Origin of the sequence: Opitutus sp. ER46 (assembly GCF_003054705.1) — a bacterium.
In the GTDB taxonomy this organism is placed as follows: domain Bacteria; phylum Verrucomicrobiota; class Verrucomicrobiia; order Opitutales; family Opitutaceae; genus ER46.
Genome location: NZ_QAYX01000015.1, coordinates 38,950 through 53,238, shown reverse-complemented (window position 1 = coordinate 53,238; position 14,289 = coordinate 38,950). Strand labels below are relative to the sequence as shown.

General features: G+C 67.4%; 10 protein-coding genes. 5 read left to right on the top strand and 5 right to left on the bottom strand.

Features of this window, described 5'->3' with window-relative positions; genetic code table 11:
* Window positions 1-7: 7 nt before the first annotated feature.
* The 3 genes from DB354_RS01685 to pyrR all read right to left on the bottom strand — a co-directional run bounded on the left by DB354_RS01685 (window position 8) and on the right by pyrR (window position 2,912).
* Window positions 8-1,297: a dihydroorotase gene (locus DB354_RS01685; protein ID WP_107833699.1), complete on the bottom strand. Its 1,290-nt coding sequence runs from the start codon at window positions 1,295-1,297 to the stop codon at window positions 8-10.
* Between the two features lie 41 nt (window positions 1,298-1,338).
* A complete protein-coding gene (locus DB354_RS01680) occupies window positions 1,339-2,283 on the bottom strand; it encodes an aspartate carbamoyltransferase catalytic subunit (protein WP_107833698.1) in 945 nt (314 codons plus the stop codon).
* A 62-nt stretch (window positions 2,284-2,345) separates the two neighbouring features.
* Window positions 2,346-2,912 (bottom strand): bifunctional pyr operon transcriptional regulator/uracil phosphoribosyltransferase PyrR, encoded by a 567-nt coding sequence (pyrR, locus tag DB354_RS01675; protein WP_107833697.1) that lies wholly within the window; start codon window positions 2,910-2,912, stop codon window positions 2,346-2,348.
* A 153-nt stretch (window positions 2,913-3,065) separates the two neighbouring features.
* On the opposite strand from pyrR, the gene DB354_RS01670 reads away from it, so the two are divergent.
* The 5 genes from DB354_RS01670 to DB354_RS01650 all read left to right on the top strand — a co-directional run bounded on the left by DB354_RS01670 (window position 3,066) and on the right by DB354_RS01650 (window position 8,887).
* Window positions 3,066-3,449 carry a GntR family transcriptional regulator gene (locus DB354_RS01670; RefSeq protein WP_107833696.1) on the top strand — a complete coding sequence of 128 codons (384 nt, stop codon included), beginning with the start codon at window positions 3,066-3,068 and terminating at the stop codon, window positions 3,447-3,449.
* A gap of 8 nt (window positions 3,450-3,457) precedes the next feature.
* The gene (locus DB354_RS01665; protein ID WP_107833695.1) at window positions 3,458-4,375 is read left to right on the top strand and encodes an ABC transporter ATP-binding protein; all 918 of its coding nucleotides are present in this window, start codon (window positions 3,458-3,460) and stop codon (window positions 4,373-4,375) included.
* Entirely contained in the window at window positions 4,372-5,895 is a 1,524-nt protein-coding gene (locus tag DB354_RS01660; protein ID WP_107833694.1) for a hypothetical protein, read from the top strand. Before DB354_RS01665 ends, DB354_RS01660 begins: the two co-directional genes overlap by 4 nt.
* A complete protein-coding gene (locus tag DB354_RS01655) occupies window positions 5,892-7,562 on the top strand; it encodes a hypothetical protein (RefSeq protein ID WP_107833693.1) in 1,671 nt (556 codons plus the stop codon). Before DB354_RS01660 ends, DB354_RS01655 begins: the two co-directional genes overlap by 4 nt.
* Window positions 7,563-7,792: 230 nt before the next feature.
* Window positions 7,793-8,887 carry a LacI family DNA-binding transcriptional regulator gene (locus tag DB354_RS01650; RefSeq protein ID WP_107833692.1) on the top strand — a complete coding sequence of 365 codons (1,095 nt, stop codon included), beginning with the start codon at window positions 7,793-7,795 and terminating at the stop codon, window positions 8,885-8,887.
* 1,366 nt (window positions 8,888-10,253) lie between these two features.
* On the opposite strand, the gene DB354_RS01645 is transcribed toward DB354_RS01650, so the two are convergent.
* Window positions 10,254-11,801, bottom strand: coding sequence for a sodium/solute symporter (locus tag DB354_RS01645; protein ID WP_146180064.1), 1,548 nt, complete (start codon window positions 11,799-11,801; stop codon window positions 10,254-10,256).
* A gap of 223 nt (window positions 11,802-12,024) precedes the next feature.
* On the bottom strand, window positions 12,025-14,010 hold the full coding sequence (locus DB354_RS01640) for a tetratricopeptide repeat protein (RefSeq protein WP_107833690.1): 1,986 nt from the start codon (window positions 14,008-14,010) through the stop codon (window positions 12,025-12,027).
* Between the last annotated feature and the right edge of the window lie 279 nt (window positions 14,011-14,289).

Below are 14,289 nucleotides of genomic sequence, written 5' to 3'. Positions count from 1 at the left end.
ACGCGGGTTACTTGATCTTCCCGTGGTCGTACACCACGCGGCCATCGCAGATCGTGGTGACGACCCGGCCGGTGAAGTTGCGTCCGTGCCAGGGCGAGTTGCTCGATTTGCTGAAGCCGGCCTTGGCGTCGTAGCGCCAGACCTTCTCCGGGTCGAACAGGCAGACATCGGCGGGGGCGCCGGCGGCGAGCGTGCCCGCGGGGAGGTTCAGGAGTTGCGCGGGCCGGCGCGTCATCAGGTCGACGACGGCGGGCAGCTTGAAGCGGTTCTGGCCGACGAGCACCTCGAGCGACACGGCGAGGGCGGTTTCGAGTCCGATGATGCCGTTGGGCGCGAAATCGAACTCGCGGTCCTTCTCCGACTCGGTGTGCGGGGCGTGGTCGGTGGCGATGCAGTCGAGCGTGCCGTCGCGCAGGCCGGCGATGATCGCGCGCCGGTCCTCCTCGGTGCGGATCGGCGGGTTCATCTTGAAGTTGGTGTCGTACGTCGCGAGCGCGGCGTCGGTCAGCGCCATGTGGTGCGGGGTGCCTTCCGCGCTGATGCGCACGCCGCGGCCCTTGGCGCGGCGGATCATGTCCACCGAGAAACGCGAGGAAATGTGCTGGAGGTGGATGTGGGCGCCGGTGTGTTCGGAGAGGATGATGTTGCGCGCCACGATCAGGTCCTCGGCGGCGTGCGGCCAGCCGCGCAGGCCGAGGCGAACGGACATCGGGCCCTCGTTCATTACGGCGCCCTGGGTCATCGAATGATCCTGGCAGTGGTCCATGACCGGCAGGTCGAACATTTTGGCGTATTCGACGGCGCGGCGCATGAGCTCGTTGGATTGCACGCAGTCGCCGTCGTCGGTGATCGCGACCACGCCGGCGCGCTTGAGCGAACCGATCGGGGCGAGCGCCTGGCCCTTCTGGCCCACGGTGATGCAGCCGGTGGGCAGGACCTTGATGACGGCGTCGCGGGTGATCGCGTCCTTCATGTACTGGATCGTCCCGGCGTTGTCGGCGACGGGGGAGGTATTGGGCATGCAGACGACGGTGGTGAAACCACCGGCGGCGGCGGCGCGGGAGCCGGTGGCGATCGTCTCCTTGTGCGTCTGGCCGGGCTCGCGGAAGTGGACGTGGATGTCGACGAGGCCGGGGCAGGCGACGAGCCCGCGGGCGTCGATCTGGCGCGCGCGCTTCCGGGCGGCGACGGGAAGGGAGGGAACAATCTTGCCCTCGGCGATGAAGAGATCGCCGGTCTCGTCGCGCTTGGAGGCGGGATCGATGACGCGGGCGTGGCGGATCCAAAGATTAGGCATGGTTGGTAAGGGCCCAGGAGGCTCGAAAGAGGGACGGCGGTTTACTCGGTCGGCATCACGTTCTCGGGCTGGCCGCCCGAGCACAGGTAGAGGGCAGCCATGCGCACGGCGATGCCGTTGGTGACCTGCTCGAGGATCACGCTGCGCTCGCCGTCGGCGAGTTCGCTGTCGATCTCGACGCCGCGGTTGATCGGGCCCGGGTGCATGATAATGGCGCGCGGGTTGAGCCAGGAGGCGCGGGTCTTGTTGAGACCGAACATGCTGGTGTACTCGCCCAGCGAGGGGAACAGGCCGGCGGCCTGGCGCTCGTGCTGGATGCGGAGGAGCATGACCACCTCGGCGTCGGCGAGGGCGGACTTGAGGTCGTGCGAAACCTCGACGCCCATGTCGGTGAACCCGTGCGGCACGAGGGTGGAGGGACCCACGAGCGTGACGGCGGCGCCCATTTTCGTAAGGGCGTAGATGTTGGAGCGGGCGACGCGGCTGAAGAGGATGTCGCCCAGGATGACCACCTTGCGGCCGCGGAGGGAGCCGAGGTGCTCCTTCATGGTGAAGGTGTCGAGCAGGCCCTGGGTGGGATGCTCGTGGGCGCCGTCGCCGGCGTTGATCACCGGGATGTCGAGGATGCGCGAGAGGTAGAGCGGCGAACCTGCGGCGGCGTGGCGGATGACGATGAGGTCCGCCTGGAGCGCCTGGATGTTCTGCGCGGTGTCGCGCAGCGTCTCGCCCTTGGTCGTGCTGCTGCTCGCGGCGTCGAAGGAGATGACGTCGGCGCTCAGCCGCTTGGCGGCCATGTCGAACGCCATCCGCGTGCGCGTGCTCGGCTCGAGGAAGAGGTTGACGATGGTCTTGCCGCGCAAGGCCGGGACTTTGCGAACGGAGCGTTTAAGCGTGCGCTTGAACGCGGCGGCGGTCGCGTGGATTTGTTCGATCTCGGCGAGCGAGAGCTCCTCGAGCGTGAGCAAGTGACGTCGGTGCCAGGGCATGGAAGTGCGAAAAGAGGTGGGCGGGGACGAGGCGGAGGGCGGAGCGGAGTGGCGGCGGGGCGTCACTTCGCGGACTGCTGGGCAGCCAGGGGCGCGGACTCGATGCGGAGCACGTCGCGTTGGGGATTGGCCGGGTCGAGCTTGACGACGACCTTCTCGGATTCGGCGACGGCGAGGCTGAGGCCGGTGTAGTCGGCGGCGATGGGGAGCCGGCGCGCGCCGCGGTCGACGAGGACGGCGAGCTCGACCTTGGTCGGACGGCCGTGGTCGAAGAGCTCGTCGAGGGCGGCCTTCACCGTGCGGCCGGAGAAGAGCACGTCGTCGACCAGGATGACCGTGGCGCCATGGACGTCGGCCGGGATATGGGTCGGCACGAACTCCTTCGGGACCGGGTGGCGGGCGATGTCGTCGCGATGAAAGGAAATGTCGATCACGCCGGCCTGGACGGTGCGGCCCGGGGCGTGCCGGCCGATGGCGGCGGCGAGGCGGCGGGCGAGTTCGACGCCCCCGTTGGCGATGCCAAGGAGGAGGAGCTTCGGTTTGCGCGCGTGCTGCTGGGAAATGGCGGCGGCGAGCTGCTCGATGGCAGCATGGATTTCGTTCGCGCCAATAGTCTGGAGTTTGGCCACGAGGCATCCTTCTGACGCGTGCGGCGAAGTCTGGGAAGAACTTTTTGTGTCGCCGTGTCCGGTCGCCGTGCGGCTCCCCTGGTGGTCGCGCGAGAGCGGCGGGGAAAATTTGGCTTGCCGTACCAACCGTACTAGTGCAGCTAGTACAGCACCATGCTGCCGTTCTCGATCGAGTTGAAGCCGGGACTGCCGGTGGCGGAGCAGATCCTGTTCGCGGTGAAGCGGGCGGTGGTCGCGGGGCAGTTGCGGCCGGGCGACAAGTTCCCCTCGGTGCGGGTGCTGAGCCAGGAACTGCGGGTGAATCCGAACACGGCGCACAAGGTGGTGGCCTCGCTGGTGGCGGAGGGGGTGCTGGTGACGACGCCGGCGGTGGGCAGCGTGGTGGCGGCGCCGGCGGCGGGCGGGCGGCGGGAGAAGGCCGAACTGCTGGGCGACGAGGTGGAGCGGCTGGTGGTTGAGGCGCGGAAGCTGGGTGTGCCGCTCGAGGACGTGCAGGCGTCGGTGGCGGCGCACTGGCGCAAGCTCGGCGGCAAATAGCGATTTTCATGAACATCATCGAGACGCACGGGTTGACGCGGCGCTTTGGGCGGACGGAGGCGGTGCACGGGCTGGACCTGGAGGTGCCGGCGGGCAGCGTATTCGCGCTGCTGGGACCGAATGGCGCGGGGAAGACCACGACGATCAAGCTGATGCTCGATTTGCTGCGTCCCACGCACGGCTCGGCGACGGTGCTGGGCGTGGATTCCCGCCGGCTCGGCGAGCGGGAGAAGGCGCAGATCGGTTACGTCTCCGAAAACCAGGAACTGCCACTCTGGATGACGGTGCGGCAGCTCCTGGACTACTGCCGGCCGTTTTATCCGACCTGGGACCGGGACCTGGAGAAGGCGTTGCTGGCGCAGTTCGCGTTGCCGGAGGAGCGGAAGTTGAAGCACCTCTCGCGCGGGATGCTGATGAAGGCGGCGCTGCTGTCCTCGCTGGCGTACCGGCCGAAGCTGCTGGTGTTGGACGAGCCCTTCAGCGGGCTGGACCCGTTGGTGCGGGACGAGTTCATCCGCGGCGTGCTCGAGGTGTCGACGCAGGGTGAGTGGACAGTGTTCGTGTCCTCGCACGACATCGACGAGGTGGAGCGGCTGGCGGACCGGGTGGCGATGATCGAGGCCGGGCGGCTGCGGCTGGCGGAGACGACCGAAGCACTGCAGCAGCGTTTTCGGCAGGTAGAGGTGAGCCTGGATGACGGCACGGCGGACCTGGCGAACGTGCCCGCGACGTGGCTCGAGGTGGAGCGCAGCGGGAGTCTGGTGCGGTTCGTGGCGTCGGACTACGAGCGGGCGGCGACGGAGCAGGCGTGTCGGGAACGGTTCCCGCGGGCGAGCGTGGTGGCGAAGCCCATGACGCTGCGGGAGATCTTTCTGGTGCTGGCGCGCGCCGGTCGCGCGGCGGCCGGTCAGGAGGTGGGCCGGTGAAGCTGATCTGGCATATCGCGGCCAAGGACATGCGCCGGCTGGCCTGGCCGGTGGCGCTCTGGCTGCTGCTGGTGGTGGCGGGACCGGTGCTATTGCTAAGGGCAGGGCCCTCGAGCCCACCGTTCGCCAGCGATCTGTACGCGATCGGCGCCTATGTCTCCGTCGTGATGATACTGCAACTGGTCACCGGCTACATGCTCGCCGGCGGTATCGTACAGCAGGACGTCCTGGTCGGGACGACGACGTTTTGGCGCACCCGCCCCATTGCCCCCTTGCGGCTGCTGACCGCAAAGCTGCTCGCGGCGGTGCTGCTGTTCCTTGTCGCGCCCGTACTCTTGCTCGTGCCGATTTGGTTTCGGTGCAGCTTCACGCCGGCCGACGTCCTCGGCTGCGCGTGGAGCTTCTGCGGACTGCAACTCGTCGTGCTCGTGCCCGGCTTGCTGGTTGCCTCGCTGACGCGGAATGCCGGGCACATGTTTATCGCGTCCGTGGTTTTCCTCGTGGCCGTGATGTTTTGCGCCGGGCGCCTCTTCCAGACGCCCTCCTTTAGCCAGGACTTGGAGGTTTTGGGCCCGGTTGATCGGACGCTCCTGCTCGGGCTGATGGTTGCCGGAGCGTTGGTGTTGCTGGTCGGCCAGTACCTGGGACGGAAGACGTGGGCGATTTGGGCGGTGCTGGTCGCGGGATTGGTGGCGCTGCGGTTTTGGGGACAGGTTTTCCCGACTGGGCACCTTCGATTCGAGGAGGCTCCGTGGCCGGCGGCGGGTGTGCGGCCAGCGGAGCTCAAAGTCACGTGGGCGACAGTCGGAGATCGACCCGGGAGTATCGAAGTCCGAAGCGGTGAGCAGGAGGGCGCGTACTTGGCGCCGGTCTATGGGCGCGGGGTGATTCTATCCGCGGGGCGTGAGCAGCCAGTCGTGTTGCGGCCCCTGGGCGAATGGGGAGAGGAGCAACTCACCGATTGGCGTCCGCCTGCCGCTCTGGTTTGGCACTTGGGGATGATCCGCCCGGATGGCAGGCCGTTGCGGCAGGAGCCCGGCCCAGGGCGGTTCAAAGGCGAACTCCTGTTCCGCCGCCTGCACTTCACCTCATTTCCGGACGTTGCGATGCAGCCGGGCGCGATGTGGCGCAGCGGCAGCGAAATCCGGCAGTATCTGGGTGCCGAACGGAGCGGGGACACGCGCTGGCGACTCGCCTTCCTCGAACGGAGACCCACGAGCGAGGTCTCGAGCTTTTCCGCCCGGCTGGGGAATGAGTTGGCGCTGCGGGGCTGGGCGGTGCGTCCGTTCCTGCACAACCTCCGGACGGGCGAACTATGTCGCCTCGTTGCTCCTTCAACGGCCGAGGTCTCGGCCAACGGAGTGACCGCGCGCGTCGCGGCCTACCTTGTACCCGATCTGGCCACGGAGTGGGTCACATCGCCGCGCGTCCCCACGACGATTCGCTGGGTCGAAATCACGAGTGACCGAATGGTGAGCCAGCCGGTTGACGTCGCCGCTGAGGGGGAAGTCGCGCCATGAACACCATCATCGCAATCATCAAAAAGGACCTGCGGCGGGTACTGCCGCTTCTGATCGGACTGTGGCTGGCGGTCGCAGTTGAGCTCGGGTTAGGCTTCGCCGCCTTCCTCGACGTCGGGCTGACCTTCCCGACGATTGCCTCCGGTCTGGCGTGGCCGAAGGGAATCGTTGCCGCGCTCACGTTTCTCATCACGGCGATGGTGGTGCAGGAAGACCCTGTGGTCGGAACGCGGGCCTTCTGGCAGACCCGCCCGATTGGCACGTGGCGACTGCTGACGGCGAAGCTCAGCGTCCTGCTGCTCGGGCTCATCGCAGTGCCGATCCTGCTGCATGGGCCATGGTGGTGGTACTTTGATCTGACTTTGACTCAAGTGGGCGGGGTGGTCGTTGGGGTGGCGCTCCTGCAACTCGTCGTGGTGCTGCCTGCCGCGGCGATGGCGGCGCTGACCGACACCTTTAGCCGGGTTCTGATTTGGTCGCTGGCGGTAGCGGCCGCGCTCGGGGCCGGGGCGCTGTTCTGGAGTGGATTCGTGGTTGGCGTCTCGGGAGGCGCTGTTTGGTCCTTTGCTGTCTTGCAGCTGGCGTTGGTTGTCTTCGCGGCTGTCGCGGCGATCGTTCTCGTCCTGCAGTACACATTCCGCCGAACGGCGCTGTCCGTTGCGGTGCTCGTACTGGGTCTGGCCGGAAGCGGATTTGCCGGGCGTCTCGCGGAAGAGGCGATCCAGGCGAGCACGGAGGGGGGCAATTCGCGCGTCTGGCGCTTGGAGACCGAGAATGTGCGCGACCCGCAGGTGAAGGTCCGGTCTGCCTCAGCATACGGATTACCTGACCGAACGACCCGAGTGCGCTTGGACGTCGAGGTGGATGTCCCGCCGCACTATTTGGATATCTACCAGTGCGAACTGGTTTCGGCTCGCTCGCTCCTCGTTTGGCCAGATGCCTCAGAGACGAAGCTGAGAATGCAGTTCGGGCGGCGGGTATCACAAGCGCCACTCCGTCATGCGCTGGGTATGCCCGAACCAGTCGCTGACCCCGAGACGCAGCGCTGGTTCACGGCCCGGGCCTCCAGGCCGCCGCCGCAGCGGCGTGCGACGGCGTTGACGTTGTCGGGTCGTGGCGCGGGGTTCCTGCCGCGGATCCCTGCGGCACCGAGATTGGAACTAACGGCGCAGTTGCGGATCCTGCGTCCTTTGGTGCTCGGAGAAATTGGCTTGCACCAGGGTGCGTGCCTTCGGAGGGCTGGCTCTGCATTTCTAGTGGAGTCCGTTTCGACCGAACGGAGGGTCACCAGACGCACGTCATTGCCCCACGAATCACTGGACGTGACCATGCGCGTGGCGCGCGTGATGTCGGCGGCGGAGCTACTGTTGGGGCAGCAAACTTGGCGGGCTGACGCACCCGTTTACGTGTTTCTCAACCGGCAAATGAACGAGGTCGTGCGAGCCGACCGCATCTGGCCGGCGAGCGGCGTCTGGGTCGGCGGGATGATCATCACACCTTCGACGTCGCCCGCCCCGAGCACGATGACGGTCTGGCGTCGGGGAGATGCTTGGGTGCTTGCCGATCCTCAGTACGCCGAGCACCTGACACTCGCGGTGGTCGGATGGGACGAGGTGGCGCGAGCGCCGGTGAAGGCCTCGGTCGAGGCGTTGCAGCGGAAGCGGTAGTTCACACGCGATTGGGTCGGCAGGGAGGATGCGGTGAGCAGTCGGCGCGAATTACATAATTTCATGAACTTCATTGACAGGTTCTTCTTTCATCTGAAATAGATCCAGCCCGGCTTCCGGGCTCCCCGGGGGCCTTCTTTCATGCGCCGCGTCATCCGTCTCGTTCCGAGGCTATCGTTGTCGCTCCCAGCGGAGGCAACCGGCTGTGCGCACGCCTAACGTTCCTCTCCATGGCCAAGACCAAGGCAGCCACGATCACTGATGTCGCCAAGGCGGCGGACGTGTCCCTCGGGACCGTTTCCCGCGTGCTGAACAACTACGCGGACGTGAACGCCGAGATCCGCGCGCGCGTGCTGAATGCGGCACGGGAGCTGAACTACACGCGGCTGCGCCAGCGACGGTCCGCACCGGCCGCGCCGGCGGCGCCCACGCAGCTGGGCAACATCGCGATCATCATCTTCGGCATGGAGGACACCCTCGCGCACCTGCCGGTCATCGGCGCGGCGCTCCAGGGCATCGAGCACGCGCTCGCCGGGCTGGGCCGGAATATCATGATCGCCAACGTGCCGCGCGGGGACCGCGTGCCGCCGTTCCTGGCGGAGAAACGCGTTGATGGGCTGATCCTGAAGGGCCCGAACCAGGGCGTCCTGCCGCCCGAGGCCGAGTGCGAGTTGCTCGCGCACGTTTATCGCATCCCCCACGTGTGGCTGATGGGCCGGCTGGAGAACGCGCGCGGCGACCACTGCAACTTCGACACGACGGTCGCGACGCGGCTGGTCGTGCAGCATTTCCGCGACAAGGGGCATCGGCGGCTCGGCTTCCTGAACCCGAAGCCGGGGCAGACGCAGTTCGAGCGGCTCAAGACGGGCTTCATGGCCTGCGCGGACCGCGCGGGCTGCGAGGCAACGATCCTGGAGAGCGAGCGACGCGATCCGCTGGTGTGGCCGCTGCCGGCCACGACGCAGCAGGGCAACGTGAATACGCTGGTCGACCGCTGGATCAAGCTGCCGGTGAAGACGCGGCCGACCGCGCTGTTCGTACCGTCGGACCGGGCGGCGGTGCAGCTCTATTCGGCGCTCGAGCGGCGCCGCCTGCGCGCGGGCGTCGATGTGAGCGTGGTCTCGTGCAACAACGAGATGTCCCTGGTGATGGATTTGAACCCGGCGCCGACGGCCATCGACGTGCATGCGGACTTCATCGGCCGCCGCACCGTGGACCAGCTGCTCTGGCGGATGCGGCACCCGGATGAACCGCTCAGCGTGGAGGTGCTCGTCGAGCCCACGCTGGTGGAACGCGATTCCGTCGTGACGCTGGATCACGCCTGAGCCGAACGCGGCATAGCCAACGAACCACGCGCATCGTTCAGCACCGCCCGCGGTCCAGCCCCATGGGCCTCGGGGTGAAGGCACAAGGGGCGGATGATCAGCAAGGCCTTCGGTTAACCACGAATGGCTGAAGAGCACGAGTGATCAGCTCACGCGCGATGGGAACCGCGAAAGGCGCGAACGGGCGCGAAAACCTGGGGTGGGCGGGCGCTGGGGGCGAAGGCGTGAGCGGGAGCGAGGACCGAGGGTTTTCGCGGCTGGGTTCGCGGGCGTTCGCGGTGAGCTCAGGTATTGGGGAAGGGGGCGCTGAACCGCGCGTGCGACGTTGGCAGGTTGCAGGTTTGAAGGTTGCCGGTTTCGAACCAAGGAAGGTCGGGGCAGACGACCGCGTGTTCGTGGCTGATCGCGGTTCAGACCGGACTTAACCACGAATGCATACGAAGGGACACGAATGTGGAGGGACGGAGGATGGGAACCGCGAAAGGCGCGAACGGGCGCGAAAACCTGGGGTGGGCGGGCGCCGGGGGGAAGGCGTGAGCGGGAGCGAGGACCGCGGGCTTTCGCGGCTGGGTTCGCGTCGTTCGCGGTGAGCTTAGGTATTGGGGAAGGGGGCGCTGAATCGAGCGTGCGACGTTGGCAGGTTGCAGGTTTGAAGGTTGCCGGTTTCGAACCAAGGAAGGTCGGGGCAGACGACCGCGTGTTCGTGGCTGATCGCGGTTCAAACCGGGCTTAACCACGAATGCATACGAAGGGACACGAATGTGGAGGGACGGAGGATGGGAACCGCGAAAGGCGCGAACGGGCGCGAAAACCTGGGGTGGACGGGCACTGGGTGCGAAGGCGTGAGCGGGAGCGAGTACCGAGGGTTTTCGCGGCTGGGTTCGCGTCGTTCGCGGTGAGCTTAGGTATTGGGGAAGGGGGCGCTGAATCGCGCGTGCGACGTTGGCAGGTTGCAGGTTTGAAGGTTGCCGTTTCCGAACCACGGACGGTTGGGGAAGACGACCGCGAGTGTTCGCGGCCGTTCGCGGTTCAAACCGGACTTAACCGCGAATGCACACGAAGGGAGACGAATGTGGAGGGGCGGAGGAGGGTGACCGCGAAAGGCGCGAAGGGGCGCGAAAACCTGGGGTGGGCGGGGGCGCGTTGAACCGCGCGTGCGACGTTGGCAGGTTGCAGGTTTGAAGGTTGCCGGTTTCGAACCAAGGAAGGTCGGGGCAGCCGACCGCGAGTTCTCGTGGCTGGGCTCGCGGTGACCTCAGGTTTTGACGTCGGAGGCTGAGACCGAAGGGGAACGAGGCGCGCGAAGGAGACGACGCGGGCGGCGCGGGCAACCGTCGCCTCCTTCAGCGTTCAGACTTTCAGCTTTTCAGCCCATTTTCTTGAGGCTGGCGCGGCGGAAGGTGAGTTGCTCGACGTTCTCGGGGCGGTGGCCGCCGAAGAGGAGGCTGGCGAGGTAGCCTACGCCGAAGAGCACCGCATGGCTGAACACGCCGATGAGGATCGGGTTCATCTCGAAGTTGAACGGCAGGTCCAGCACGCGGTGCTTCGGCTCGGTGAGGAGTCCCCACGCAGTGAACACCGCGCAGGCGAAGATGCCGATATAGCACCCGCGGCGGGTGGCGCGGCGCGTGAGAAAGCCCAGGAAGAACAGGCCGAGCATGCCGCCCGAGAGGATCGCCGCGACGGTCACGCCTCGCTCCATCACGGAGGCGGCGCCGGCGGTGGGACGCATCAGGTACGCCACCGCCATCGCGAGCAGGCCGGCGACCACGACCATGAGGCGGCCGACGCGGAGCCGGGTGCGGTCGGCCATGTTAGGGACGAAGTGGCCGACGTGGTCGGTCGTGATCACGGTCGCGATGCTGTTCAGGTCGGCGCTGATCGAGGACATCGTGGCGGCGATGATCGCGGCCAGGATGAGGCCGACGAAGCCGGCCGGCATGTAGTGCACGATGAAATGCGGCACGATGTTGTCACTCAGCTCCGGGCCGGCGTTGCCGGTCAGCTTGTAGTAGCCGTAGAGGCACGCGCCGATCGTCATGAACGTCGCCCAGACCGGGACGCACAGGAAGCCGTTCCAGAAGGCGCCGCGGCTGGCGTCGCGGTCGGTGCGGGCGATCAGGTAACGCTGCACCATGTGCTGGTCGGCGATGTAGCGGCGGCACCAGTTGCCGAGGTACGCGAGCAGGAAGATCCACTGCGTCGTGACCTCCGGGTCGAAGAGCGATTTCCAGCTGAACTCGAAGGAGCCGAGACCAAAGCGACCGTCGCGCCAGGCCTCCACGACGACCGCGCCTGGGGCGCCGGCCTCGGGTGCGAAAACGAGCCGCCCGATCATCATCAAGGCGGCGCCGATGAGGACGGAGCCCTGGATGACGCTCGACCAGACCACGGCCTCCATGCCGCCGATCATCGTGTAGAGAATCGTGAAACCCGCGGTCCAGAACAGCACGTCGGTGAGGTTCCACCCGGTCATGATGTTCAGGGCGATCGCGGTCGTGAGGAGAGTGAGCCCGAGATCGAACACGCAGGAGGCGACGAACCCGGCCGAGGCGTAGAGCCGGCCGCCGACGCCGAAGCGCTGCCCGATGTACTCGTACGCGCTCATGCCGATGACGTGGCGGTAGAATGGGACGATCACGCGCGAGACGAAGATGAGCACGAACAGCAGCGAGGCGTTCCCCAGCAGGAGGATCATGCCCTTCTGATAGACGGTCGCCGGGTGTCCGATCACGGTGCTGCTGCTGATCAGTGCGGCCATGAGCGCCATCGCGACGGCCCAGGCGGGCATGGAGCGGCCGGCCACGAAGTAGTCCTCGGAGGTCTTCTGGCGGCGCGAAACGATGAACGTGAGCGTGACGATACCCACCGCGTAGGCGGCGAGCACGAGGTAGTCCAAGGTATGGAGGTTCAAGGGGAGGGGCGGGGGCGAGGTGACAGACGCACCTGCGTTCGAAGCGTTGCTGGTGGGCAGGTGCCCGGGAGGCGTTGGGTGTGGCGGGACGTCGGGCCCGCATCAATCCCGCAGATTGCGGTACCGTCTCGTAGCTCGCACCGGGCGCGCGGCACGGCGGGACGCGTCCCGGTTGAAGACGCCTCGACGGAGCGAGGCTGGGGCGGGACGCCCGCGGCGAGCCTCAATGGTGCGCGCTCGGCCGGACCAGCTCAAGGTTGCGCCTGGCCTCGGGGTACTCCGGTTTGATCTGAAGGGCGGCGGCGAAGCGGTCGGCGGCCTCCGCGGGCCGGCCGAGCCGGAGCAGGACCACGCCGGCGTTGTTGTGGGCCTTGGCGAACTTCGGGTCGTGAGCGAGGGCGCGGTCGTAGGCGGCGAGCGCGGCCTCGGGCTGGCCGGCGCGGGCGAGCGAGTTGCCAAGGTTGTAGTGGGCCTCGGGCATCGCGGGGTCGATCGCCAGCGTTTGGCGGAGAACCGTGAGGGATTCGTCGACGCGACCGGCGTCGAGGAGCGCGATGCCAAGATTGTTCAGCGCGCGGGGATTGCCCGGGTGGAGCCGAAGCGATTCGCGCAGCGCGGCGATGGCCTCCGCCGGTTGGTGCAACTGCACGTAGGCTTGGCCGAGGTTGTAGTGGGCGTCGGCGTAGTTCGCCTTGTTCCTCATCGCGGCGCGGAACTCGGTGATGGCCTCCTGCAACTGGCCCCGGCGCAGGAAGACCACGCCGCGGTTGTTGTGGGCGTCGGCATAGTTGGGGGAGATCGCGATCGCGCGCTCGATGTGGACCATGGCCTCCTCGTTGCGCCCGCGCTTGAGGAGCGCGTTGGCGAGGTTGTTGGCGGCGCGGGCGTTGCCGGGATTCACGGCCACGGTGTTAGTCCAGACGGCGAGTTCGCTGGCGAACACCGGGTTGCGCGCGACCGTGGCGAGTCCGAGCGCGGCGGCCGCGGCGCCAAACAGCAGCGGGCCGCGGCGGCCGAGGGCGCGCGTACCGGCGATGGCGACGAAGGCGGCGAGGCCGGCGAGCGGCAGGTAAAGGCGGTTCTCCGCGCACGGCTGCTGGACGACGGGTACGATACTGGAGGAAGGCGCGAGCGTGAGGAAGAACCAGGCGGCGGCGAAGCCCGCGGCGGGGCGGCGGACGAGGGCCCACATCGTCGCGATGAGCGCGAGGAACAGCAGGAGCGCCTGTGGCCACACTGCGGCGAAGTCGCCCACGTAGAAGTTGGTCCCATAGTCGAAGACGAGCGGATGCGGCCAGGCGGCGACTTGCAGGTATTGCGCGACGGCGCGGATCTCGGTGAGCGCGTAATCGGAGGCGGAGCGGCCGATGCCGAACCCGACGCCGCGGGCGTTGAGCCGCGAATAGGCCATCAGGCCGGCGAGCAGGAGCCAGGTGGAGGCGAGGGCGAGATGACGCCAGCCGTGGCGGCGCACGGCGGCGCCGAAGCTGCCGGCGACGAACGTGCGATCATAGAGCAGCGCCAGCAGCGGCACCGTCACCATGTTCTCCTTCGTGGCCATGCCGAGGGCGGCGCCGGCGACGGCGAGGGTCGTCCAGCCACGCGAGCCCGATTCGAGGCCGCGCGCGAAGGCGTACAAACAGAACACGTACAGCGCGGCCATCAGCCCCTCGGTGCGCTGGGAGGCGTAGTCGACGACGTTGGTCTGCACCGGGTGGAGTGCCCACAGCAGGGCGACGACCACGGCGAGCGGGGTGGCAAGGGCGGCGAACCGGGGCGCGAGGCGCGGACGCCGGAGCGTGTGCCGGGTGAGGAGGAACAGCGCGAGCGCGGCCGCGACATGGATCGCGAGGTTGACCGCGTGAAAACCCGCGGGGCTGTAGCCGCCGAGCGCGTAGTTCAGCGCAAAGGTGAGGTTACCGAGGGGGCGACCACCAATGCCGGCTTCGACCGGCGGCCACAGCACACGGCGCCAGTTACCGAGGTCGCGCAACGAGGTGTTCTGCAGGATTGCCGCATCGTCATCGAAGAAGAAGGCCCCCGGGAAACTGTTGGCGTAGGCGAGACCGATGGCGGCGACGATCAGCAGCGCCGCGAACCAGCGCCGCCACGGGGCCTCCGGATCGGGGACGAAGACTGGCCGAGGCTCCACGACGTGCGGTGGCACCGGTTCCGGCGCGCGCCCGAGGAGTTCAGAAGATTCGGCCATGGAGGAGGCAAAAGTGAGAGTGAAAGCGAGAGTGAAAGTGAAAGTGGGGACGGAGGGACGGGGAACGGAGGCAGGGGGACCGAGTGAGTGGGGACGGGCGGACGGGAGGATGGAGTGGTGGGAGCGGAGGCAGGGAGGCTGCAGACAGGGGGCCGGGGCGGTCGTTCTCGTTGTCGTTTCGGAGCCGCGAGGCAGGATCGCGGTTCAGCAGAGTCTAGCTTGCGCGCACGTTTCGGAACAATCGCGGAAGTGACCGTATTTGGGACGAATGCGAGATTT

What these genes read in the sequence shown, in the direction of transcription:
- DB354_RS01685 (WP_107833699.1), bottom strand. Translation starts at nt 1,297, where the DNA reads ATGCCTAATCTTTGGATCCGCCACGCCCGCGTCATCGATCCCGCCTCC.
- DB354_RS01680 (WP_107833698.1), bottom strand. Translation starts at nt 2,283, where the DNA reads ATGCCCTGGCACCGACGTCACTTGCTCACGCTCGAGGAGCTCTCGCTC.
- DB354_RS01670 (WP_107833696.1), top strand. Translation starts at nt 3,066, where the DNA reads ATGCTGCCGTTCTCGATCGAGTTGAAGCCGGGACTGCCGGTGGCGGAG.
- DB354_RS01665 (WP_107833695.1), top strand. Translation starts at nt 3,458, where the DNA reads ATGAACATCATCGAGACGCACGGGTTGACGCGGCGCTTTGGGCGGACG.
- DB354_RS01655 (WP_107833693.1), top strand. Translation starts at nt 5,892, where the DNA reads ATGAACACCATCATCGCAATCATCAAAAAGGACCTGCGGCGGGTACTG.
- DB354_RS01650 (WP_107833692.1), top strand. Translation starts at nt 7,793, where the DNA reads ATGGCCAAGACCAAGGCAGCCACGATCACTGATGTCGCCAAGGCGGCG.
- DB354_RS01640 (WP_107833690.1), bottom strand. Translation starts at nt 14,010, where the DNA reads ATGGCCGAATCTTCTGAACTCCTCGGGCGCGCGCCGGAACCGGTGCCA.